The sequence below is a fragment of the Rudanella lutea DSM 19387 genome (assembly GCF_000383955.1).
GTDB lineage: Bacteria > Bacteroidota > Bacteroidia > Cytophagales > Spirosomataceae > Rudanella > Rudanella lutea.
Genome location: NZ_KB913013.1, coordinates 4933491 through 4959490 on the forward strand (window position 1 = coordinate 4933491; position 26000 = coordinate 4959490).

General features: G+C 58.8%; 4 protein-coding genes. 1 reads left to right on the forward strand and 3 read right to left on the reverse strand.

Annotated features, from left to right (window positions below; genetic code table 11):
* Positions 1-59: 59 nt before the first annotated feature.
* Positions 60-6002: an SdrD B-like domain-containing protein gene (locus tag RUDLU_RS28900; RefSeq protein WP_019990283.1), complete on the reverse strand. Its 5943-nt coding sequence runs from the start codon at positions 6000-6002 to the stop codon at positions 60-62.
* 685 nt (positions 6003-6687) lie between these two features.
* Positions 6688-10257 (reverse strand): SdrD B-like domain-containing protein, encoded by a 3570-nt coding sequence (locus tag RUDLU_RS0120405; protein ID WP_211220221.1) that lies wholly within the window; start codon positions 10255-10257, stop codon positions 6688-6690.
* Between the two features lie 469 nt (positions 10258-10726).
* Here RUDLU_RS0120405 and RUDLU_RS0120410 point away from each other — a divergent pair, with 469 nt between their 5' ends.
* A complete protein-coding gene (locus RUDLU_RS0120410) occupies positions 10727-12343 on the forward strand; it encodes an amidase (protein ID WP_019990284.1) in 1617 nt (538 codons plus the stop codon).
* Between the two features lie 95 nt (positions 12344-12438).
* On the opposite strand, the gene RUDLU_RS0120415 is transcribed toward RUDLU_RS0120410, so the two are convergent.
* Positions 12439-25974 carry an SdrD B-like domain-containing protein gene (locus RUDLU_RS0120415; protein WP_019990285.1) on the reverse strand — a complete coding sequence of 4512 codons (13536 nt, stop codon included), beginning with the start codon at positions 25972-25974 and terminating at the stop codon, positions 12439-12441.
* Between the last annotated feature and the right edge of the window lie 26 nt (positions 25975-26000).

Below are 26000 nucleotides of genomic sequence, written 5' to 3' on the forward strand. Positions count from 1 at the left end.
CGTGAAGGACCCTCCCTCACGCTTTCGCCGTTCACTCTTTCACTCTTTCACTCTTTCGCTTAAGGCGTCACTACTTTGCCCTGCGATTTGGTTTTCTTGATGGTCACCGGTACGCAAATCTCTTCGGGGCAGGCACAGTTGGCCGTGAGGGCTACTGTCACATCGCGGAAGCATCCTGTCTGCCGGTCAATCACCCGAACCGTGTAGTTGCCTACCGCCAGGTTGCTGGCGATAATGCCATTGGTCGGAATTGAAGCGGCCACCGTAGCCGAAGCGGCATCGAAGCTCGTACCCGATGAGAGCTGGAACTGGTACCGGCGTACATCGGTGAAGCCCGTAATCTGCAACTGACCATTCGCCTGTGGGTTTGAGCCTACACAGGTCGGATTCTGGGTCAGTACCGTGTACAGCGGCACTTCGGTTTCTTCGATCACCACAGGGCAGCAACCCGTTTGCGGACACTGACCTACTACGCCTTCGTTGATCACAACGCGGTACTCACCGGGCAGGGTAGCCGTGAATGAGTTAAGCGAACTATCAGACACAAGCGTAGCGGTGGTAGCACCGGGGGCCGTCAGGTACCACTGGTAGCGGCTGTAACCGGCCGGGGCCGACAGCTCGAAGGCGAACGGCTGACCCTTACAAACCTTGTACGGAATGGTGGTGCAAACCTGCGTATCGTTGTCTTTACCGGGGATAAACGCCGTGTTGAACGCAACCCCTTCGGCCGTCATGCTCACACTATAAACAAGCGTAGCCGTAGTGCCGGCTGGCAGGCTCGGTACCACCCAGTCGCCACCGTTGAGGGTCTGGGTAAACGTACCAAGCGAAGCCGTGGCTGAGCCCGGAATCACGACAATTCCTGCCGTTGCTGTATCGCTCACGACCACATTGGTAGCGGCCACCGTGCTGGTATTGGTCAGAATCAGGGTGTACGATACTACATCGCCCAACTGCACTTTCGTGCTGCTTACCCGCTTCTGGAGATCAAAAGTAGGTGTAGCCGTGCACGACTGGGGTGCGGTGTACGTCGCTGAGGTCGATGCGCAACCCGGCAGCGTAGCCGTTACGGTGCGGGTTGAGCCGTCGCTGGGCAGGTTGGTAAATACCGCCGTGCCGGTGTAGCTGTTCAGCCCGCCCGCTACGGCCAGTGTGAAGCTCTGGCTACCGTCGCTGATGGTCAGGGTGCCACCCGTGCCGGTTGAGCCCGTTACCACAGCCACCGTCGAGCTGAAGGTGTTGGTGGCCGTCTGGCACAGACCCGCCGTTGGGGTCACCATGAGCGTACAGCTGGTGCAGGTCATGGGCGCGGTAAACGTAGCACTTACCGAAGCGCAGGCCGTACCTGAGAAGGTCGCCGTGGCTACCTTGGTCAAACCATCTGATTGCAGACCGATCGTGGTCAGGCTGATCTCATTCCGACCCGCTGACAGTGATACCGGGACACTGCTTACTCCACCAACCGTCAGCGTAACGGTTTGCGGTACAGTTACGTTTTCAACAATCAACAGCGAGGTTGCCGAATATGTGTTGGTCGCTGTTTGGCACAGGCCGGGCGTTACCGTGAGCGTTGCCGAGCAAACTGGTGCAATAGAGCAGGATGCCGGAGCGGTGTACGTTGTCGAGGTCGATGTGCAACCCGGCAGCGTAGCCGTTACCGTGTGCGTAGTGCCATCGCTTACCAGGCCGTTGAATACCGCCGTGCCCGTAAAGCTGCTCAGGCCACTGGCTACGGCCAGGGTGACGCTGCGGGTGCCGTCGGTAACGGTGAGTACCCCACCGGCTCCGGTCAGACCGGTTACAACTACCACGGTTGAACTGTATGTGTTGGTTGCGGTCTGGCACAGGCCCGCTGTTGGGATGGCCATAAGCGCGCAGCTTGTACAGGTCATTGGGGCCGTAAAGGTGGCCGACGTGTTGGCGCAGGTGGTACCTGAGAACGTCGCGGTGGCGGTTTTGAGTGCACCTTCTGATGGCAGGTTCGTGGCTACATACACGACTGTGTTGGTGCCCGTAGCCGTCAGGCTGAATACCTGCGTCTGACCGGCTACGTTGATCGTTACCGAACGGGGGGCGTCGATGTTCACCGCCGTCAGAACGGCCGTTGCCGAGTAGGCATTGGTGAGCGTGTTACACTCGCCCGGCGTTACGGCAAGCGTTACCGAGCAGGGGGGCGCTACCGAACACGAAGCCGGGGCCGTGTACGTATTGCTTACCGACGCACAAGCCGTACCTGAGAAGGTAGCCGTGGCAATTTTCACCAGACCATCCGAAGGCAGGTTGCTTACATCGAAGCTCACCTGGTTGGTACCGGCCTGCAAGGTAATAGCCTGGCTGCTGACACCGGCAATCGTGATGGTTACGGTTTGTGGAGTGGTCACGTTCACTACCGTCAGGGTCGCCGTAGCGGAGTAGGCATTGGTCGCCGACTGGCACAGACCCGCTGTTACGGCCAGTGTGGCTGAGCAGGGGGGCGCTACCGAGCACGAAGCCGGGGCCGTATAGGTCGCCGTTGATGTGCCGCAGTTGGGCAGGCTGGCCGATACCTGATGCAGGGTACCGTCAGAAATCAGTCCGTTGAAAATACCCACCGCACTCGTGGTGCTGCCGGTGATCGTAACGGTCTGGCTCAGGACGCCATCGGTGAGGGTGAGCACACCCGCTACCGGATTGGTCAGGCCTACCGAAACGGTCGATGAATAGGTGTTTGTGGCGGGGTCGCACACGCTGACGCGGGAGTTAACCGTGAGCGAGCAGGGGGGCGCAACCGAGCATGAAGCCGGGGCCGTGTAGGTTTCGCTAACGGGGGCGCAGGCCGTGTTGGAGAATGACGCTGTCACTGTGAAGGTGCTGCCGTTACTTACCAGACCACTAAAACTTAAAGTACCTGTGCTGCTACCCGCCGGAATCGTCTGGACGAATGGGGGCGAGAAGGCTCCTGAACTGACGGTCAGGGTTCCGCTTGCCGGTACGTTGACCGCCCCAACCCGGCTCGTGAGCGTGTAGGTATTAGTAGCCGACTGGCAAAGGCCCGGTGTTACGGTCAGGCTAAGCCCACATACAGGAGCCGGTACAACCGTCAGGCTGAGCGGTACCACGGCCGAACAGTTGAGGGCGTCCGTCACCCGAACACTGAATGACGTAGTTACGCTGGCTGTTGGGGTGCCACTGATTACACCGGTTGGTGATAGACTCAGGCCCGCAGGCAGGCTTCCGCCCACCACCGCGTAGGTGTACGAACTGACACCGCCCGTAGTGGTCAGGGTTTGACTGTAGCCAACCCCAACCGTACCCGACAAGAGCGTAGTGGGGGTAACCGTAAGCGTGGGGCAAACGGTGCAGGTGGCCGGTACGGTGTACGTAGCTGAAGCCGTTCCGCACGACGATGCCGACGACACAATGGTCAGGGTCCGGCTGGCAGGTCCGTTGCTGATGAGGCTGGTGCCCGACAGGGTAAACGTAAGCGAAGGCTGACCGGCTGTGACGCTCACGACCGTGGTGGCTCCCGCTGCCGAAATGGTCAGGTTGGTAGCCGGGGTGTTCGTGAAGCTGATGGTACCCGTCAGGGTGTATTGGTTAGTCAGCGTGTTACAGGTTGGTGTTACAGGACCTACCGTCAGGGCGCAGTCTGTATAAGCCGCATCGTAGCTGAAGTTGTTTTCTCCCGCCTGACCGAGCGTAAACGTGATAATACCCGCCGTGTTGGGGTCGGTATCAATTACGTCGGCGTTGGTGCCGGTAGCTGTGTTGGGTTTTGTGCTCAGGTATAGCGTATTGGCCGAGGCCGAAAGCGGGAACGTGAGTGTATAGCTGCCGCCCGAGGTGAGCGTCGTCAGACCGTAGACAAACCCGGTGGTATTGCTGCCGCCCCCGTTCGAGAAGTAGTACTCACCCGTGGCACTGGTGGTTACCGACACCCCCGCTGTGGGCAGGCCGGGACCTTTCAGGTTTACGACCACACCTCCCAGGGCGGGTTCGTTGGCATCCTGTACGCCGTCGTTGTCGAGGTCGTTCCAGACGCGGTTACCAATCTGAATCGGAGGAATTTCGCAGAATACCTCCAAATCGCCGAGGCTGGCGGCTTTCCCAAACGTAGCGACTTGCTGGGTCTGTGAGGTAAACCCACCATCCTGCGAGATAACCTCATACACGTAGTTAGCGCCCCCGGTTGTGTTGTTGTAGTAACGTGCACCTGCCGCCCGGAAATCACTGAATGGGTCGAAGGCGGTACTGACTACTTCGCCCGTACCCGGCAACAGCGTGATACCACCCACCAGAATCTCCTGGTGACCACCATCGGCCGTCGATGAGTTCGGGCTGGCTACCTGTGGGTACATATCCTGCCAGTAAAATTCAGCGCCACCGGGGCCCTGATCGGGGGTCTGGTTGGTCCCCTGCGACGTAACCGTGATCGGCGTCAGGCTGTTGGCCGGAATATTCGTCACGATGGCGTTGCTTTCGAGCTGATAAGTACCATCGGCCCGACGACCAGCCCGGAGCATATCGCCCGCTGCGGTGGCTTCATAAACCGCCGTTGTTGAAGAAATGGTCGAGTAGTTGAGGTTACCCGCCTGATGCCCAAAGCGGTCCATCATGGCGATAACCATTTCACCGTTCACGTCGAACTCAATGTCAGAAAGCATCGGTTGTGGGCAAACCGTCTGGTCGTAAGCACCCAACAAGAGCGAGCTCGGAATATCGGTCCACTGATCAATCCACGGCCGCCAGGTGCCAGGCAGTACGGCAAGGCCGGTGCCGGGGTTGGTTCCCCGCGACGACGCAAAGCCCCGGGTGTAAGTAAGCGGGAACGAGAGCACCTGCGTGAAGTTGCCATCGGCCCCGGCGGGGTCGTGAGCGTACACCAGCGCTGTGAGGTTGCTTGCCGTGCCGCCAGCGTTTTCGGCCGAACAAACGGCGCCTACATACACCTTACCCCGGTAATACTTGGTTGCAAACGGCCGAAGCGTTCCATTGACACAGCCCCCTGTTGGTAAGAGGTGCTTCGTAAACGTAGTGGGCTTGGTGGCCGGTAGACCAATGGGTAGCTCGTACAAAGCCTTGTCGAAGAGGTTCATCACCCAGAGGGTGCGCTCATCGTCCGAAATATCAATATCTCCCAACGACATTTTACCCACCAGATCAAAGGCGGCTGCGTCGTAGTTGGGTGTAAATTTATTCACGGGCAGGGCTGTCAGGGCGCGTGGATCTGTACCAACCGGAATCCCCAGGTCGGTAGTCAGGTTCACAAACGGAACAACCGTGCCTGTCGCACTCAATGGGTTGGTCACATCAATTTTGTAGATCTGACCGGGGCCACCCGTACCGAAACCCGAGTGGCGCTTCATGAAGGCAGCGGCAAACAGCGAGTTGGTGGTACGTTGATAGGCCAGACCCCAGGTAGAACCAATACTCCCTTTCGAAAGATAGGTATTCCGTCCCGTGTTAGTACCATCATACTGCCAGCCTACCATCCAGTTGTCGTTAGCCGGGTTGTTGGTCAGGTTGCTGGGTTTGGTTGGGTCACCATTGGTGTAACATGAGGTAGCGAGATAGGGATTCAACACCCCGCAGTAGTTAGGCGGGTAGTTAACCCCGAGGTTAACACTCGAAGCTCCGCCGGTTACGAACCGAACCGAGGTCTGGCTGTTGGTGCCTCGGAAACTCTCGTAATCGCCCGTGACTAAATTGGTAAACTCAACCCGGTAAGGGTTGCCGTTACCAACGTTAATCGTGTACGAGCCAACCGAGTTTGTGGTTGCCGAGATGGGGGTGCCTGTACTGGGGTATGCCGTGACAACGACACCCGGTACGCCCGGCTCTCCGTACGCGTAGGTACCCGAAGTAGGAATAGCCGCGTAAATCCCGTTCGAATCAAAATCTCTATAAACCGTTCCGGTAATTGTTTGGGCTTGCGCCCCACTAACAATCAGAAGAATCAGCACTGTAGAGAAAAAGAATCGATGGGCTGGTAACTGAGAAAATAGTACGTATAATTTTTTCATGACCCATTAATTGAGATGCAGTTTGATCAGCAACTCTGCCAATAGATCACAGATCAGCAACTATAAGACCATGAAAAAAATGAATAAATATAGATGTTTTTATTTAAGTATTTATCTGCTATTTTTATAGGGCATATAAACTGTTTGTAAGTGGTTGTTTATGAGTGGTATATATTGGTTTTGAGTAGAAAGTAAAGTGTTTGAGTATTCAAAAAATAGTGAAGTATAAATACATAAGAACTCTCCGGTTGGCAGAAAATAAATCGCAAAAAAAGTTACAGTCTGTGCTCCAAAAACTATGCCACCGTCAGGTGTTACATACAAGAAAAAGCGAAAGTGGACGACAAAGCAGGTTCTTAAGAAAAGGTGAAAAGGTTACTTGTTGTCATATTTTGTTATTTAAGGAAACGAGTTTTTGGTTTTAAATACTAAAGTGAATTTGATAGATCGGAGACCTGCGTGGTATAAATTCAACCAAAATGAACCTGAAAGGAAGTAAGTAAAAACTGTGCCAATAGCAGGCTATCTAGAGCAAGGCTTACCGGGCTAGAAGCGCCAACCGTTGATGCCGTACACGTTACACAAATGAGTAGATACAATCAACGGCTCCGGCCCTCATAATAAATGAGTAGTACCAAAGCCGTTGGGTAATCGAGATAAGGCTTAATAATTTACAATCAGGGACTTATTTGTCCACGACCAGACGTTCGGCCGTGATGGACAGGCACTGAGTTGGTGGACAGGTACAGGTGTCGACAAGAGACACGGTTATATCGCGAAAGCAGCCCAACGCCCGATTGGTAATACGGACTGTGTAAGTACCAACCACCAAATTCGTAGCTAATACCCCGTTGGCGGGTACGGCCGCCACGGGTGTTGCTGAAGCGCCATTGAAACTACTTGCGGCTACATATTGATAATCGTAACGGGTGTCCGCATTAGAGCCCAGACCAGCTACCTGGAGTTGCCCATTGGCCTGCGGTGTAGCCCCGGTGCAGGTTGGGTTTTGGGCCTGAACGGTAAAGAGCGGTACCTGCGTTTCTTCGATCACAAAGGGGCAGCAGGGCAATTGGCCGCAGGGGTTCACCAGGCCATTGTCGATCACGACGCGGTATTCTCCGGGTAGGGTAGCCGTAAATGAGCTAAGTGTCCCGTCGGCTACGAGCGTAGCCGTGCTGGAGCCGGGGGCAGTTCGGTACCATTGGTAACGGGTAAAACCGCCCGCAGCATTGAGTGGAATCGCCACTGATTGACCGCTGCATACCCGGTAAGGCACTGTGGTGCAGACCTGCACTTCTTCGTCGGGTACAGAAGCCATGTTGACCAGCACCCCGGCGGCCGTCAGGCTCGCGCTGTACACGAGGGTGGCGGTTGCACCTGCGGGCAGACTCGTGAGCGTCCAGTTGCCCCCGCTGAAACTGGGGGCAAAACTGCCGGCCGAAACCACGAACGAGCCGGGTACGGGGCTAATACCGGTGCCTAAAACATCATTCACAACTACCCCCGTAGCCGCTACCGGGCCCGTGTTGGTTACGGTCACCGTGTACGAGACAACATCGCCCAGTTGCGCGCGGCTCGCGCTGACGGTTTTGGCCAGCGACAGGCTGGGACCAGCCAGACAGGCCGCCGGGGCTGTGTACATGGCTGCGGTACTCCCGCAGTCGGCCACGGTAACCGTGATTGTGTGTGAACTGGTGCCTGCAACGAGGCCCGTGAGCGCATACGCTACCGAAGTGGCTCCGGCCGGAATGGTGAGGGTTGTCGATACGAGCCCGTCGGTGAGGGTGGCCACCCCGGCTACGGCGTTGGTGAAGCTGAGGGTGCCGCTCACGGCGTACTCGTTCGTTTGCGGGTTGCATTGGCCTGCCGTTGCGGTGAGGGTCAGGGCGCAGGGAACGGCGCTGTACCCGACATCGAACGAGTGGTTAGCCTGTCCGTAATCAGTTGTTGAGAACGAAAGGACCCCACTCACCGGGGCGTCCGAATCAATATGGTCGGCACCGGCATTGGCAGGTACAAGGGCTTTGCCTGCGGTGTACGTTGGATACTTAAGCTGGTACCCGGTTTGGGCGGTCAGGGCGGTTAAATCATAAACAGCACTGAGGGTAGAGGTACCGCTACCTGAGGAGAAATAGTAAGAACCGTTGGCGTCGGTGGTAGCTGTGGCAATGGGTGTTCCTGAGCCGGTGCTGAGCGTAACACTCACCCCGGCAAAACCGGCTTCGCCTGCATCCTGAATGCCGTCTTTGTCGGTATCGTCCCAAATCCGGTTGCCAATCTCGATCGGGGCCAACTCGGTTTGCACTTCCACATCGCCCAGACTGATTCCCTTCGAAAACGTACCGGTGTTGGGCGTAGTGCCCGAGTTCCCTGTCCAGAACACTTCAAATGCTTTGTCGCGCTGACCAGTGGTATTGTCGAACCAGGCCAGCCCGAACGAATCGAAGCCGAAGGGATCGTACACGGTTGAGACCACATCGCCACTGCCCCACAACATACCGAGGCCGCCCAGCGCGGTTTCGCGGTGCGAGGTGCCCAGCTTTTCTTCGTGGTAAAATTCGCCCCCGCCGGGCCCTTCGCCGTTAAAAGCCCCCCCCGTAGCGGCCTTGGCACTGCTGGGGCCTTCTTTACCGCCCGATTCGAGTTCCCAATTGCAGTCGTTGCGTTTGTACGCCCGCAAAATATCACCCCCGGTAATGGTCATGTAAAGTTGGCTGTCGTTTGCAATTGGGCTGAAATTCCACCATCCGCCCTGCAAACCCGCCCGGTCGATGAAGCCGAGAACAATGGAGCCATCGGTATCAAACTCAAGGTCCGACAGGATGGGCTGTGGCCAGTTGACCACATCGGTACCCTGCACCAGTTTGCTCCAGTCGTTGGTCCAGCCAAACCAGCCGGTACGGGCGCTGCCGTTGGCCCGAAAGCCGTCGGAAACACCCCGACCAAAGTCGAGAGAATGGCTCAGTTTAGCCGAGAAAACACCTGCCGTACGGTCCAGTTCGTAAATAGTAAAGCTCAGATCGCTCGAATTCTGCGAAATCGAAGCATCGCACACGACCCCAATGTAGGCCTTACCCCGGTAGTAATCGATACCCCACGACCGAGGGGCGCCGGTGGCCGCATTGCAGGGTTTCGGAATGGCCCACGACCTGATTTTGGTGGCCCGGTTGGCAGCCGTTGGGGCTACCGGATTGGCCGGGTCGGTCAGGTCGATCTCGTACAAACGGCTATCGTATAAGTTCATGACATACAGGTACCGGCCGTCGTCGGAGATGTCCAGATCGCCAAAGGATACCCGGCCTACCTGCGCCAGCGCCTGCGCGTCTTTCTCGCCGGAGTCGAGGTTGGTGCCCAGCCCCCGCTCGGTGTTTGACCCCACCACGGGGCTGAACGGAACCACCGGCCCAGCTACCGTTGCGCCTGCGTAGGTGCCCGACCCCCGCGTGGCAATGCCGATTGCGTCGAAATCAAGGAAGTTGATTACGCCATTGGTAGCGGGTAACTGCACCGAGGGGTCGATCAGATAAATACCACCCGACCCCAGCGGCCCCAGTCCTGTATGCCGTTTCAGTACGGCCGAGGTAAACACTCGCTTTGCCTGTTTGGAGTAGGCAATGCCCCAGGTAGCGCCGATTTGCCGGGTGTTGGCATAATGAGCCGGGGCGGGGGCGTTGTTGCTCACGGGGTTGTAATCGACGCCCACAAAGGCGTCGGCATCGCCCACGTTACCAGAGCCGGTGTTGTTGCCGCTCACGTAACAGGACGTAAACAGTTTGGGGTTGGCCAGCTTCGGAGATGCGTACTCGTGCGGGGAGGCAATGGCGAAATGGGCCACACCCGGTGCCGATGTAAACTGTACGGCCGAGCCATAGTTTGCCCCGCCACCACCCGGAAAATCGAGCTGATTGTTCAGGCCGCATACCTGCGCTACCGGCCCCGGAATCGAGAATTCGACCCGTACCGGCCCTGTGCACCCGGAAAGGGCGTAGTTTTGCCCATTGCCATCGGCCGTTGAGCCCGTCGTTACCGATGCACAGAGCACATTGGTGGTGTTGTAGGCCTGTACCACGACGCCCCCGACGAGTGGTTCGGTCGGTTGCCGAATGCCGTCGCCGTTGTAATCGCGAAACACCTGCCCTGTCACCTGCCCCTGCGCCGAGAAGGCACTCAGGCCGAAGCTAAGCAGAAGCCCAACGAAACGGACGAAGTAAGGCCGTTGGGGGACCTCGTCGCGTGGCTCAATCGGCCACTTCAAAGGCATCCATGAGATTGTAAAAAGACGCATATTACGGTAGCGTTCGAAAGCTGGCAAAGCCAACTGCCGGGTATAAGACTATGATGGAATCAAGAGCTATTGGATTGACCCGGCGAGAGCAATAAGTGCGCCAGTATGAGGCAGTTAGCCTATCAATGACTTGTTGGATTTAGATTTATAGAGAAAATATATAAAGTGTTCTATGTTGATTATCAATGTATTGTATTTGTGACTATACGGTAAGATATGGAATCTTTCGGCGGGTGGTTACGAGCCTGAAGCGATAGCACAGGTGGGGCAAAGGGGCTCTGTAGGAGGGGTACCCAGGAGTAGGGAGAGGGTACGCGAAGGGGCGTTCTGAAATAAGCCCTAATACAGTACAAACTTAGTGCCGAAGTATGCTCAAATTCGCGTAATTGAAAATCCGTGCCCTTTAGCACATCAAAACCCACTTCACATTCTTTACAGAATGAACAGACGACATTTTATCAAAAGCTCATCGGCCGTTAGTCTGGGAGCTACCTCGCTGGCGATGGCTGCCTGCGGTGCCGACAAACCGGCCAAAACCGAAACCAAAACCGCTTCGTTTACCGACGACTTTGTACTGAACGAGGTGACTGTTAGTGAACTACAGAAAAAGATGCAGGCTGGCGAGTACACTGCTGCCGACATCACGAAACTGTATCTGGACCGGATCGAGGCCATTGACCAAAATGGGCCGGGCCTGAAGTCGGTGATCGAAGTAAACCCGGATGCCCTGACGATGGCCTCCGCTCTGGACGAAGAGCGCAAGGCCGGCAAAGTGCGGGGCCCGCTGCACGGCATCCCGATTTTGCTCAAAGATAATATCGACACCGGCGATCAGATGAGCACAACGGCGGGCTCGCTGGCGCTGAACGGGCACAAAGCGGCTAAGGATGCGTTTGTGGCCGCCAAACTCCGCGCAGCCGGAGCCGTAATTCTGGGCAAAACCAACCTGAGCGAGTGGGCCAACTTCCGCTCAACCCGGTCGAGTAGTGGCTGGAGCAGCCGGGGTGGCCAAACCCGCAATCCGTATGTGCTCGACCGGAGCCCGTGCGGGTCGAGTTCGGGCTCGGGGGCAGCCGTGGCCGCCAACCTGTGCGCCGTGGCCGTGGGGACCGAAACCGACGGGTCGATTATTGCGCCCTCCTCGTTTTGCGGCCTGGTGGGCCTCAAACCGACCATTGGTCTGGTGAGCCGCACGGGTATTATTCCGATCTCCAAAACGCAGGATACCGCCGGGCCCATGACCCGTACCGTAACCGACGCGGCCATATTGCTGGGGGCCATGGTCGGCACCGACCCGGCCGATACTGTTACGGCCCAAAGCGCCGGAAAAACCGAATCGGACTATACCCGGTTTCTGGATGCGGGCGGGTTGGCCGGTAAGCGCATCGGGGTCGAAAAGTCGTTTCTGACGGGGCACGAAGGGGTGGTCGGGCTGTACAAAGAAGCCATTGAGGTGCTTAAAAAACAGGGCGCTACCGTGGTGGAAGTCGATTTGCTCAAACTGACCCGCGAGATCGGCGGGGCCGAGTACACGGTGCTGCAATACGAGTTCAAAGACGGCCTGAACCGATACCTGGCTACGGCCGGGGCGGGCGTGAAATCGCTGGCTGACGTGATTGCGTTCAACAAAAAAAATGAAGCTGAGGCAATGCCGTTTTTCAAGCAGGAGATTCTCGAAAGCAGCGAAGCCAAAGGCGACCTCAGCCGTAAAGAGTACACCGATGCTTTGGCCAAAACGCTCGGTACCCGGCAGATCATCGATAAACTCATGGCCGATGCGAAGCTGGATGCCATTTGCGGCACGAGCATCGGCTACGCGGGTTGCATTGATCTGGTCAACGGCGACTACGACACGGGCTTTTACTTCTGCCCACCGGCGGCTATGGCTGGCTACCCGCACATTACGGTGCCCATGGGTACGGTGCACGGCCTGCCGGTTGGGTTTTCACTTATTTCGGGTGCCTATCAGGAGGGAACTCTGTTGCGATTAGCCTACGCCTACGAACAGGCCTCCAAAAAACGCACCCGACCCGGGTTTAAGCCGTCACTGATTTAAAGGTGAAAGAGCGAAAGAGTGAAAGGTGAAAGAATGCGGGTGTTCATCAGCGCTCTTTCACTCTTTCACTCTTTCACTCTTTCGCTCTTTGTAAATTACTGCGTTACCGCCTTACCAAGCGACTTGATTTTCTTGATCGTTACGGGCACACAGATGTCTTCGGGGCAGGTGCAGTTGGCCGTGAGGGCAACGGTTACGTCGCGGAAGCACCCCGTTTGTACGTCGGTGATCCGAACGGTATAGTTGCCTTCGGGCAGGTTGCTTGCCAGAATACCATCGGCGGGCAGGGCCGTTGCCGAAGCCGGTACCGCCAAAGCCCCGTCGAAGCTGGTGCTTGCCGAATACTGGTAGCTGTAACGAGCCCCTGCATCGGTGCCCAGGCCCGTAACCTGCAACTGACCGTTTGTTTGTGGGGCTGAGCCCACGCAGGTTGGGTTGCGGGTAAGTACGGTGAACACCGGCACCTGCGTTTCCTCGATCACAAACGGGCAGCAGGTCGACTGCTGGCATCCGCCCGAAATCCCTTCATCAATGACTACCTGATACTCGCCGGGCAAGGTAGCCGTAAACGAGTTGAGCGTTCCGTCCGACACAAGCGTGGCGGTGGTAGCCCCCGGTGCCGTGAGGAACCACTGATAGCGACTGAAACCAGCCGGAGCCCCTAACCGAATGCCAAAGGGCTGCCCGGCACATACCCGATACGGTACCGTGGTACATACCGATGCGTCCTGACCCGGAATGGAGGCCGTATTGGTCGATATACCCTCGGTGGTGAGGCTGGCGCTGTACACGAGCGTAGCCGTAGCGCCTGCGGGCAGGCTGGCAATTGCCCAGGTGCCTCCACCCATGCCGGGCATAAAGCTACCCACCGAAACCGATACCGAACCCGGCACAATCAGTACCCCGGCCGAGGCCGTGTCGCTCACGACGATACTCGTGGCCGAAACCGGCCCTGTGTTGGTTAGCGTGACGGTGTACGAGACCACGGCCCCCAGCGTTGTGCGGTTGGTATTTACCTGCTTAGCCAGCAACAATGCGGGCTGTAGCGGTGCAAACCCGGCATCGACGGTGGTGTTGGCCTCGCCCGCTGTCAGCGTCACGGGTGCCGAAACCCCGGTGGGGTAGGTAGTTGCTGTGAAGCCCTCAGGCGCGGTAAAGCTCACTGAGTACGGCACGCCGGGCGTCAGACCCGTAAAGCTGTAGGTACCGTCGGGGTTCGTGACGGTGCTGGCCACCACGGTACCGTTGCTGATAAGGGTGACCGTTACACCACCCAGAGCGGGTTCGTTGTTGTTCTGAATTCCGTCGGCATTAGTGTCGACAAACGTCTGATCGCCAAGGCTTGCCAACTGCCCAATCGGCACGGCTACTTCATCCCGGTTGTCGGTTCGGTCGGCATCAATCAGCAAGGGGCCGTTGAGGTCTTCGGTCGGGGTGAAGGCCTCCACAACGGCAATGTTATTGAGCGACGTTCCGGTGAAATCGGGGCTCAGCATGGCCGTGAGTGTGAGGCTTGTAGTACCACCCGAGGCCGAAAGTGGCCCCGCAACCAGCGCACTTACGCTATTGGCCGAAGTACTGCTGAAGCCTGTTCCGCTCACAAACAGGAGTCCGGCGGGCAACTGATCGGTAATCCTGAGGTTATACACCGGCCGGTTCGAGTTGTTAGTCACCGTTATCTCGTACGTGATGGGGCTACCGGGGTAGTACGGCCCCGTGCTCACAACAGTTTTGGTCAGGTTCAGATCGTACACCGGGATGCTGTTGAACCCGGCATCGAGCGTGTTATTCGACTCACCCGATACGAGCGTCACCGACTCCGAAACTCCGGTGGGGTAGGTGGTAGCCGTGAAGCCCTCCGGCGCGGTAAAGCTCACTGAGTACGGCACACCGGGCGTCAGACCCGTAAAGCTGTAGGTACCGTCGGGATTCGTAACGGTGCTGGCTACCACGGTACCGTTGCTGACAAGCGTGACCGTAACCCCCCCCAGAGCAGGCTCGTCGGTGTCCTGTGTTCCATTTTCGTTCCGGTCAACAAACACCTGATCGCCGAGGCTGGCGGGCCGGTAGAAGCCCGCATCCAGGGTGTTGTTTGTTTCGCCACCGATCATGGTTACGGTCTGGCTCAGGCCCGTGATTGGGTCGCGGTCCGAGTCAGTCAGGTCGTTACCAGAGTTGGCAACCGTGCTGGTGAAGCCAACTGGCGCATCGAACCGCACCTGATAGGCAACGCCCGGCGTCAGGCCCGTGAAGCTGTACAGCCCTCCGGCGTTGGTCGTTGTGGTGGTCAGCACCACGCCATTCTGGAGCAGGCTCACCAGTACATTCGGGATGCCCGGCTCGCCTGAATCCTGCTGTCCGTTGGCGTTTAGGTCTTCCCAGACAAAATTACCCAGTGCGGCAAACTGCACCGGCTGAATGGTGGCAATGGCCGTGTCATCTTCATCGGGGGCAACGGCCCGGTTACCCGGTGTTGAATCCACATCATCGTCGCTCGTCGAGGTAATTTCCGCCTGATTTGTCAAGGCTGTCGACGTGCTCGTGGCCAGGGTGTAGGCCACCGTCAGCGTGACGCTCTGCCCCGGTGCAAGTGCCACTACCGTAGCCGATGCTACCCCGCCCGTACTGGTGAAGTCGGGTGAGTTGGCCGCCGAGAAGCTCAGTTCGGCGGGTGGCGTGTCGGTAATGAGCGTGTTGAAGGCCGTCAGTTCGCCTTCGTTCGTCAGCGTGATTCGGTACGTGATGAGGCTGCCCGGCAATAGCGGGTTGGGTGCATTCACCACGGCTTTGCTCAGCGCCAGGTCGAAACGAAGCGGGTAGAATCCGGCGTCCAGCGTCGGGTTGTTTTCGCCGGGGCTGAGCGTCAGTGAGCTGGTAACCCCGTTGATGGCGTCGCTATCCGTCGTGTCGTCGCCCCCCTGATTAGCGGGCGATGCCGAGAAATTGGCCGGAGCGGCAAAGCTCACCGAATACGGTACGCCCGGTATCAGACCTGCGAAGGTATAAAGCCCGTTATCGTCTGTGGTAGTGGTGGCTACGGCGGTGCCGTTGCGGATGAGGGTTACCGTTACGTTCGGAATACCCGGCTCGTCGGTATCCTGCACACCATCCCGATCGGTATCACTCCAGACGAAGTTACCCAGCGAGGCCGGGCTGAAGAAGCCCGCATCAATCGTACTGTTGTTTTCGCCCGAGGTCAGCGTGATCGGATTCGTGATGCCTGTGGGGTAGGTGGTTGCCGTAAAGCCGTCGGGAGCCGTGAAGCTCACCGAGTACGGTACACCCGGAGTTAGCCCCGTAAAGCTGTAGCTGCCGTCGGGATTTGTAACGGTGCTGGCCACCACGGTGCCGTTGTTAATCAGGGTGACGGTTACCCCACCCCGTGGCAGGTCGCCCGGCGACGAAACGCCGTTCTGATCGTTGTCGGCAAATACATAATCGCCGAGGCTGGCGGGCCGGTAGAAGCCGGCGTCGATAGTCGGGTTCACCTCGCCGGGGGCCAGCGTCACACTCGCCGTCCGGCCCGTGAGCGGATCGGCGTTGCTGTCGCGGCCCGTATCGCTGCTGGCATTGGCTACGGTAGTGGTAAAGCCCGTTGGTGCGCCAAACTCAACCACGTAGCCGACGCCCGGCGTCAGGCCCGTGAAACTATACAATCCGTTGGCGTTCGTCTGCGTGGTAGCCACCGCGCTGCCGTTGGTGTAGAGGGTCACGGTAACGCCACTGATGGGTGGTTCGCCCGCATCCTGCACGCCATTGGCATTGAGATCTTCCCAAACAAAGTCGCCGAGTGAGGCCGCATTGACGCGACAGTCGAGCGTAGCCGATGCCGTTGCCGTGCAGCTGTTCAGCGCAGCTGTGAGCAAGACCGTCTGACCGCTCGGGATGCCCGTTACCTGATTCCCCGTAACCGTACCAACATTGGCTGTCACCAGCGCTCCGGCTGTTGCCGTGAAGCTCACGGTATAGGTCGAGAGGCCGTTGCAGGTGAGGGTAGTAATGGCTACTGAGGGCAGGTCCTGCACCGTCACTACGGCATTCGACACGGCCGAGCACCCGTTGGCGTCCGTTACCGTCACCGAATACGGATACGTACCGGCCACCGGTGGTTCTACCACAATCTGGTTGTTTGTAACGGTCAGGATGTCGTTTCCACTGAAGCTGTAGAGGGCGTTGGCTGGTGCCCCGGTGGCCACGAGTGTGGCCGAGGTACCCGCACAAATTGAGGCTGACGATAGGCTGACCTGCGGGCTGCTGTATTTGAATACGCGACCCTGTGCGGTAGCCGTACACCCAACGGCGTCGGTAACCCGAATGGTGTACAAAAATTCACCGGTTCCCGCTGGTGTCACCACAAACACGTTGTCGGTGGTTGAGTTGGGGCTCGTGATACCGGGGCCGCTCAGGAGGTAGCTTTCCCCGCCACTGTTCGAGGCTGTGAGCGTAGCCGAAGCCCCGTCGCAGATGGAGGCCGACGAGAGCGTGGCCGTAACAGGTGGGTAGAACGTGACCGTGGCCGTGGTGATGGCCGTACAGCCGTTGGCATCGGTTACCCGAACATCGTACAGATACGTACCCGGCACCGTGGCCGCTACCACGGCGGTGTTGCCCGATGTGCTCACAATGCCCGAGCCACTGAAGGCATACGAGGTGCCGCCCGTCGCGACGAGCGTAACCGACTGACCAAAACACACATTGGCCGAATTGACCGTAGCCGTTACTGCCGGGTTTACCGTGACCGTTGCGTTGCTGATGGCCGTACATCCGTTGGTGTCGGTCACTGTCACCGAGTACGGATACGTGCCCGGCTGGTTAGTTGCTACCGCGAAGGTGTTGGCTGTTTGGCTCAACGCACCCGTGATTCCCGATCCGCCGAAGAGATACGTGCCCCCGATCCCCGCGCCCGTCGCTGTGAGGGTGGCTGGTTCGTTCAGGCAGGTAACGAGCGATGAGAGCGTTGGCGCTGGAGCCGCCCGTTCGACAATCGTCGCGGTGGCTACGGCCTGACAGCCGTTGGCGTCTGTGACGGTCACCGAGTACGGGAACGTGCCGGAGCCGGTAGGTACATTCACCGCCATCACATTGGCCGTTGTGCTGCTAGTGTTGGTGATGCCGGGACCGCTGAACTGGTACAGAACGCCACCGGTCGCGGTCAGGCTCACGGGGGCACCGTCGCAGATCGAAAGCGAAGAAAGCGTGGCTATCACGGCAGGGTTTACCGTGAGTGTAGCCGTGGTTACGCTGCTGCAACCCGTGCTGCCGTCGGTCACCGTCACCGAGTACACAAAGCTACCCGCGCTGGTGGAGGGTACGCTGAGCGTGTTGGTCTGCGTGATTCCTCCGGCGATACCCGGTCCGGCAAAGGCATAGGTGCTACCCGGTTTGCCGCCCGTGACTGTGAGGGTAGCCGGTTGGTTGAGGCAGACCGTCAGCGATGAAAGGTCTACTGTCGGCAGGCTGTTTACGGTGAGTACCCCATTGGCAACGGCCTGACAACCGGCCCCGTTACTCACCGTGACGGAGTAGGGGAAGGTGCCTGCCGTTGTGGCCGCTACCGTGAGTGTATTGGTGTCGGAGCCTGTAATGTTTGGGCCGTTGAAGGCGTAGCTGCTGCCGCCCGACGCAATCAGTTGGGCCGATTCGCCGACGCAGACCGTGGCCGACGAGAGCGTAGCAAGCGGGGCCAATTGCTCTACAATCGTACCGGTAGCTACTGCCGAGCAGTTAAAGCTGTTGGTAGCGGTTACAGAGTACAGGAACGTACCCGACCCTGCCGGTAGCTGTACCGTAACGGTGTTGGCCGTTGTGCTGCCCGTGCCCGTAATGCCCGGTCCGCTGAAGGCGTAGGTACCACCAACGCCCGCGCCGGTGGCTGTCAGCAAGGCTGGTTGGCCTTCGCAGATTGAGACCGAAGAGAGCGTTGCCGTTACGGCGGGGTTCACCGTGAGCGTAGCCGTGGTCACGCTGCTGCAACCCGTGTTGCCGTCGGTCACCGTCACCGAGTACACAAAGCTACCCGCGCTGGCGGTGGGTGCGCTGAGTGTGTTGAGAGACGAAGTGCCCGCCGTAATATCCGGCCCGCTGAAGGCGTAGGTGCTACCGCCGGTCGCCGTGAGGGTTGCGGGAGCGCCCTGACATACGGTGAGCGACGAAAGCGTAGCCACGGGCAGGGGGTTCACCGTCAGCAGGGTCGATGCTGTGCTGCTGCACCCGGTGGCCCCGTTGCTTACCGTTACCGAGTACGGATAGGTACCCGGTGCAGTGGGCGTTTCGATAATGAAACTGGCCGTTTGGTTGCCCCCGCCGAAGTTGAAGAGGGTGCCGCCTGTAGCCGTCAACGTGGCCGATTCGCCAATACAGATGCTCGCGCTCGAAGCTGTCAGCCCGGCGTTGATCGACGCATTTACCGTGATCGTCGTGGTAGCAATCGCCGAACAACCCGCTGCCGTTGTGACCGTGACCGAGTAGGGGAAGGTGCCCACGCTGCCCGGTGTTACCACAAGCGTGTTATTGGCTGTAGTGCCTGTGCCGAAGTTGTACCCACTACCGCCCGTAGCCGTCAGGGTCACCGATCCGCCGGGGCATATCGACGTGCTGGATGGGGTGAGCGTGGCCGCAGGTAGGGCGTTGACCGTAACGTTGGTGGTGGCTACGGCCGAACAACCTGTCGCATTGGTCACCGTAACGGAGTAGGGGAAGGTGCCCACGTTACCCGGCGTTACCGTAAGTGTGTTGCTCGCTGTTGTTCCGGTGCCGAAGTTGTACCCGGTACCGCCCGTCGCGGTCAACGTCACCGACTCACCGAGGCAGATAGCGGTATTCGAAGCTGTCAATGTGGGGCTGGGGACTGGGTTAACGGTCAGCGTGGTTGTAGCCAGGGCGGTACAGCCCGACGAGTTGGTCACCACTACTGAGTACGGATAGCTGCCTGCCGTAGCTGGACTGGCTACCAGCGTGTTGCCCGTTGTGAGCCCCCCGCCGAAGTTGTAAAGCGTACCGCCCGTAGCCGTTAGCGTCGCCGACTGCCCGGCGCAGATGCTCGTGCTCGACAGGGTGAGTGTGGCCGTAGGCAGGGCATTGACCGTCACCGTGGTTGAAGCAATGGACGAACAGCCCAACGCGTTGGTCACCGTAACCGAGTAGGCAAACGTGCCCGTACTGGCCGGTGTTACGACTAATGTATTGCTCGCCGTATTTCCGGTGCCGAAGTTGTACGGCGTGCTGCCCGAACCTCCGCTGGCGGTCAGCGTAGCCGACTCGCCGAGGCAGAGGGTAGCCGGTGCCGCCAGTAGGTTGGCAACGGGGAGTGCATTGACCGTCAGCACATCGGTGGCTACTGCCGTGCAACCCTGCGCGTTGGTGACCGTAACCGAGTACGGGAAGGTACCGGCTGTCGGAGTCGGCACCACCAGGCTATTGGCGGTTGTGGCTCCCGAACCAAAGTTGTAAAGCGTGCCGCCCCCGGCAACTAACGTGGCCGACCCACCCACGCAAACGGTAGGAGCGCTCAAGGTGGCCGTTGGGGGCTGGTTTACCGTTACGGTACCCGTTGCCAAAGCCGTGCAACCAGCCGCATTGCTAACCGTGACGGAGTAGGTGGTTGTAACGTTGGGGCTGACGTTGAGGGTGTTGCTGGCCGATTCGATGCCGTTTGAGAAGATGTAAAACGTACCGCCCGTAGCCGTGAGGGTTGCTGTGCCTTCGGGGCAGATCGTGGCCGACGAAAGGGTGGCAACGGGTAACGCGTTCACCGATACGCTCACACTCGCAACCCCGTCGCAGGTGCCGCCAGTGAGCGTTACACTATACAGGCCCGCGTTGGCGGTCGTTGCGTTCGGAATGGTCACCGTAGCGGTGTTGGCCGTGAAATTATTCGGGCCGCTCCATACGTACTGGCTGCCGCCACTCGTAGCCCGTAGCTCAAGGGGCTGCCCCGCGCAAACCGGCGAGTTGCTAACGGCCGCGATGGCGTCGGGGGGCGAAATGGTGACCACCGCCGAGGCTGATGCGGCACAGCCTGTCGATGCCGTACAGGTTACTGTGTACGACTGAACCTGCAAGGTCGATACACTCGCTGGCGCTTGTACCAGAATCGAACTGGCCGTTGAGCCCGTCGACCACAGGAGTGTGCCTGTACAGCCTACTGCCGTGAGGGTAGCGCTGCCGTTCTGGCAAATGGCTATGCTCGACGGGGTGATGCTGACTACCGGGGTTGGGTTCACGGTAACGGTAGTCCCGGCAATGCCGAAGCAGCCCGTTATGCCGTTGGTGGCCGTCACGGTGTAAACGGTCGTTTGGTTGGGGCTTACCTCAAACTGGCCAGTCGTGGATACCTGCCCGTCGCTTAGTTCGTACGAAGTCGCACCGGGCGCGTTGGCCGTCAAGGTGACCGATGTGGGGCCTGAGCATTTGTCCGGGCTACTGGGAATGAGCGTGACCACTACGGCCGGGCTTACCGTGACGGTGGCGTTGGCAACGGCCGTACAGCCAAAGCCATTGGTGACCACTACCGAATACGGGTACGTGCCTGCCGTACTGAGTGTAGCAACGGCTTCATTGCCAAAAATAGCCAGACCAGAGCCACTGAAGCTGTAGTTGACCCCTCCGCCGGCTGTGAGGGTTGCCGAGCTGCCCGGACAGATGGTTTGTGACGAGGGCGTCAGGGTCGCGGTGGGTTGCGGGTTTACCGTGAACGTTGTTGTAGTCAGGGCGGTACAGCCCGCGCTGTTGGTGACCACTACCGAGTAGGCATAGGTGCCGGGTGTACTGGTAGGCACTACGGCGGTATTGCCAGTGGCCGTCAGGCCGGGGCCACTAAACGTGTAGGTGCCGCCCGTGCCTGCTCCTCCAGCCGTGAGAGTCACTGAGCCCCCCGCGCAGATAGCTGACGCTGATGCCGTCAGGGTGGGCGTGGGTACCGGATTCACCGTGACGGTAGTCGCGGCTACAGCGGTGCAGCTGGTAGCCCCGTTGCGTACCGTCACGGAGTAGGTTGTGGTGGTGCTGGGCGACACTACCCGGTTGGGATCGGCGCCAAACGCACCAATAAAGCTGTATTCGGTACCGCCCGATGCCGTCAGCGTGACCGACGCACCCGCGCAGATGCTCGCGCTCGAAGCTGTCAGCCCGGCGTTGATCGACGCATTCACCGTAACCGTTGTGGTAGCTACGGCCGTGCAACCCTGGGCATTGGTGACCGTAACCGAGTACGGGAAGGCACCGGCTGTGGTAGGGCTCACGACCAGCGTGTTTGTTGCGGTGGCTCCTGTGCCAAAGCTATAAAGCGTACCGCCCCCGGCCGTCAGCGTGACCGAACTGCCCAGACAGATCGATGCGCTGGATGGCGTGAGCGTGGCCGTAGGTAGGGCGTTGACGGTAACCGTTGTGGTGGCTACGGCCGAACAACCCGACGCATTGGTGACCGTGACGGAATAGGGGAAGGTACCCACGCTACCCGGCGTTACAGTAAGCGTATTGCTCGCTGTTGTGCCCGAACCAAAGTTGTACCCGCTGCCACCCGTAGCAGTCAGCGTGACCGACCCGCCGAGACAGATCGACGTGCTGGAAGGAGTCAGCGTGGGCGTGGGTACGGGGTTCACGGTCAGGGTTGTGGCTGCCCCGGCCGTACAGCCTGATGCATTGGTCACCACCACCGAATAGGAATAACTACCCGCCGTGGCCGGTGATACAATAAGCGTGTTGCCGGCCGTCGCTCCCGTGCCGAAGTTGTAGAGCGTACCACCTGTGGCTGTCAACGTTGCTGACTGTCCGACGCAGATGCTCGCGCTCGACAGGGTGAGTGTGGCCGTGGGTAGAGCGTTGACCGTAACCGTTGTGGTAGCTACGGCCGTGCAACCCTGTGCATTAGTCACCGTAACCGAGTAGGCAAACGTGCCCGTAGTAGCCGGGCTGACCACCAGCGTATTCGTCGCGGTAGCGCCCGAACCAAAGTTGTAAAGCGTACCGCCCCCGGCCGTCAGCGTAGCCGAACTGCCCAGACAGATTTGGGCGCTAGATGGCGTGAGCGTGGCCGTAGGCAGGGCGTTGACCGTAACCGTTGTGGTGGCTACGGCTGTACAACCCGATGCGTTGGTGACCGTGACCGAGTACGGGAAAGTACCCACACTCCCCGGCGTAACGGCCAATGTGCTGTTAGCGGTGGCTCCCGTGCCGAAGTTGTACAAGGTACCACCCGTGGCATTGAGGGTCACTGATCCGCCGAGGCAGACCGACGTGCTCGATGGTGTGAGCGTGGGCGTAGGTAGTGCATTTACGGTCAGGGTGGCGTTGGCAACCGCTGTGCAGCCCGTGGCGCTGCTCACCGTGACGGAGTAGGGGTACGAACCTGCCGTGGCCTGACTTACGGTCAGCGTATTGTTGGTACTGCTGCCGGTGCCGAAGTTGTAGAGTGTACCGCCTGTGGCCGTCAACGATGTCGTTTGCCCGGCGCAGATGGTCGCCGACGAGAGGGTAGCCGTGGGTAGCGGATTCACCGTAACCGTTACGGCGACGGTACTGCTGCAAAGACTGGTGCTGGTTGGCGTGCAGGTAGCGGTGTAGGTGGTTGTGGTGCTGGGGTTGACCAGAATAGAGGCTCCACTTTGCCCGCCCGACCAACTGATGGCTCCGTTGGTGCAGCCACTAACAGTCAGGTTTTGCGACTGCCCGGCGCAGAGCGTAGGGCTGGAGGGCGTTACGCTCAGGGTTTGTTGGGTACCGTTCTGCACAATAAACGGGGGGCAGCCGCCCGCTCCGCAGTTCGTATTCAGGGCCGTATAGCTGTACGTGCCTGCCTGTGATATGAGTAACGAGTTGCCCGTGCTGGCCACCGGAACCCCGTTCTGGAAAAACTGAACACTGCTGAACGCGGCCGGTAAAGTGGCCGTGTACGTTCCGCCCGCGCAGAGGTAAACGGGAACGGCAAAGCCGGCGCGGGCGGTGTTGTTGTTGGCCAGTGTGCCCGCTTCGGGCTCGGTTGCTGTCACCGAAGCTACGTTGAACAACACGCCTGTGCTGGCGGCCGTCACCGTTACCGTGATGGTGCTGGTGGCCCCTACAGCAAGTGAGGTGCCCAAGGCAAACGTCAGCGTACCACCCGATACAGTACCTGCTGTCGGGCTGGAGGCTACGTACGTCAGGCCTGCGTCGAGCACATCACGTACCACCGGGTTGGTGGCTACACCCGTACCAATATTCTGGACTGTGAGCGTAAATACGTTGTTGGCCCCTTGTGCGACAAGCGTGTTAGCTACGGTTTTGGTAATACGCAGATCGGGCTCGCCGGGTGCAATACCAATATCGAGGGTGTGGTTGTTCTGTCCCGAAAAGCCCGTGGTGTAAAATACCGAGCCGTAATTGCTCACGAGCGTTGCGTCGGAGTCGATCAGGTCGCTGACCGATGCGTTATTGGCGGGCGAGAGTACCGAGCCTGAGAACGTGGCTGAGCTGATGGGTAGCCGTACCTCGTAGGTTGTTTGCGGGATGAGGCCACCCGGAACGTTGGAGTCGTTAAAGAAAAACTCCCCCGTGGCGCTGGTGACCGTGGTCGAAACGAGCGTGCTGCCCTGGTATAGCTGCACCGTAACCCCCGCCAGGCCAGATTCGCCCGCATCCTGCACGCCGTCTCGGTCGGTATCGCGCCAGATTCGGTTCCCGATTTCGAGGGGAGACGGGTCGCAGATGGCACTAATGGCCCCCAACCCGTTGGCTTTGCCGAGTGTGACGGGGTTGGGGTCGCTGCCGCCCACGCTTTGGTAAATCTGTGCCCGCCGGTTGTCGACGCCAGTCTGGTTGTTGAACCAGGTGTAGCCCCCCGACCACACGTTCAGTGGGTCCATGGTGATGGCTACCGTCTGATTGAGGCCGGGTAGTACCAACGAACTACCCATGTACGTTTCCTGGTGGATCTCGACCGGTGGTTGCCCCACCGTCAGCACGCCCACGTAATTTTCCGTCGCGAAAAACTCGCCCGACGTGCCTGTGTACCCGGTAGGAGTGGCTATGCCGGGACCTTGTGAGGTACCTACGCCCGAAGCACTGGTTAAGCCACTCACCGACCCGTTGGCTTCGAGTGTCCAGCCTGACCCGTTGAAGGATGCCCGGAGCAGATCGCCCCCAATGTAGCCATTGACGAGCGTGGCAGAGGTGGTATTGGTCGTGTTGCGCTGCCGATACCCCAACTGATGCCCGCCCCGGTCCATAAGGCCGATAATCATGTCGCCGTTGTTGGCAAAGCTGATGTCGGAGAACATCGGTTGTGGCCGGGCATGACGCTGCTGAAATGGACTGTCGACGGTACCTGACCCGATTGTTATACCTGCATTGATACCGGCAAATGTGTTTGTCCAGGTTTCCCATTGATCGCCCAGAGCGGGATCCTGGGTATGCACCCGGCCTTTGGTATAATTGAGCCGGAACGTAAACGCGGCTGTGCTGCTGAGCGACGTGGCCCCCTCGGCCATGGCGTACACCGAAGCCGTCAGGTTGGCGTCGGTGCCGCTATTTTCACCGGTACATACCACGCCCACGTACACCCGACCCTGATACACTTTAACGGCAAATGGGCGGGCCACGCCGTTGGTGCAGGAGGCAGATGCAGGCAGGGAAATAGTTGTCAGATCGGAAGCCGTAAAGGTCGACTTGGCGGGGTTACCTATATTCAGAGCCAGCAATTGCCGGTTAAACAGGTCGACAATGTACAGGATGTTGCCATTGGTGGAAAGGGCCATACCGCCCAACCCGACTTTACCCACCGCATCGAAGGCGAGCGGGTCGGTGCTGGCGGTGGTACCATTGCCCGGCAGCACTCGGCCCGAAATAACTGACTGCCCCAGATTGAGGCTGAATGGCGCATTTTCAAGGTCAACGTAGGTAGTAGTCGTGGTTGATGCGCTACTCGGGTTGGTTAGGGTATTGACATAAATACCGCCCAGCCCGGCCGACCCGAGGCCCACGTGTCGTTTCAGAAAAGCGGCCGAAAAGAGTTTCTGGGTTTCGCGTTGATACGCCAGACCAAACACGCTGCCCACCTGCCGGGCGGTAGCTATGTAAGTACCTGAGATAGCCGTACCCGACGAATTGTACGGCACACTGACAATGGCTACCTCGCCCCCAACGGTAGTGGTTGCTGATAGCGGGTCGCCACTGACAAAGCAGGGGACAACCAACGGGGGGGCAACAGTTTGGCAATATTCACTCGGGTTACTAATGCCAAAGTTAGCCGTAGCAGGTGATGATGGAACAAACTGAATGGAGGTTCGCGAATCGCTTCCGTTGGCACTGGTGTAGTAAGCCGTGCTGAGACTGGTTGGTAGGGTAAACTCCAGCCGAAAGGGTCCGCTTGTGGTCGGGCTGATTGAATACGCCCCGGCTGAATTGGTAATCTGCACAGAACCGTTGGTGACGTTGGTGCCCGCTGAGTTAAAAGCCCGGACCTCCACACCGGCTACACCTGCTTCGGTGAAGCTGGCCGATGTTTCGTAAAGGCCATTATTGTTATAGTCCCGAAACACGGTGCCCGTGATCTGGGCCTGTGCCCCGGTAGCGAGCAAAAAGGTCGTGGTCACCAGCAAAAAAAGCCGGCACATACGCTCTTTGCAACCGATGAGGTAAAGGGGGTAAAAATTTTTCATAACCCTGAATTTGGAAGTCGGAGAAG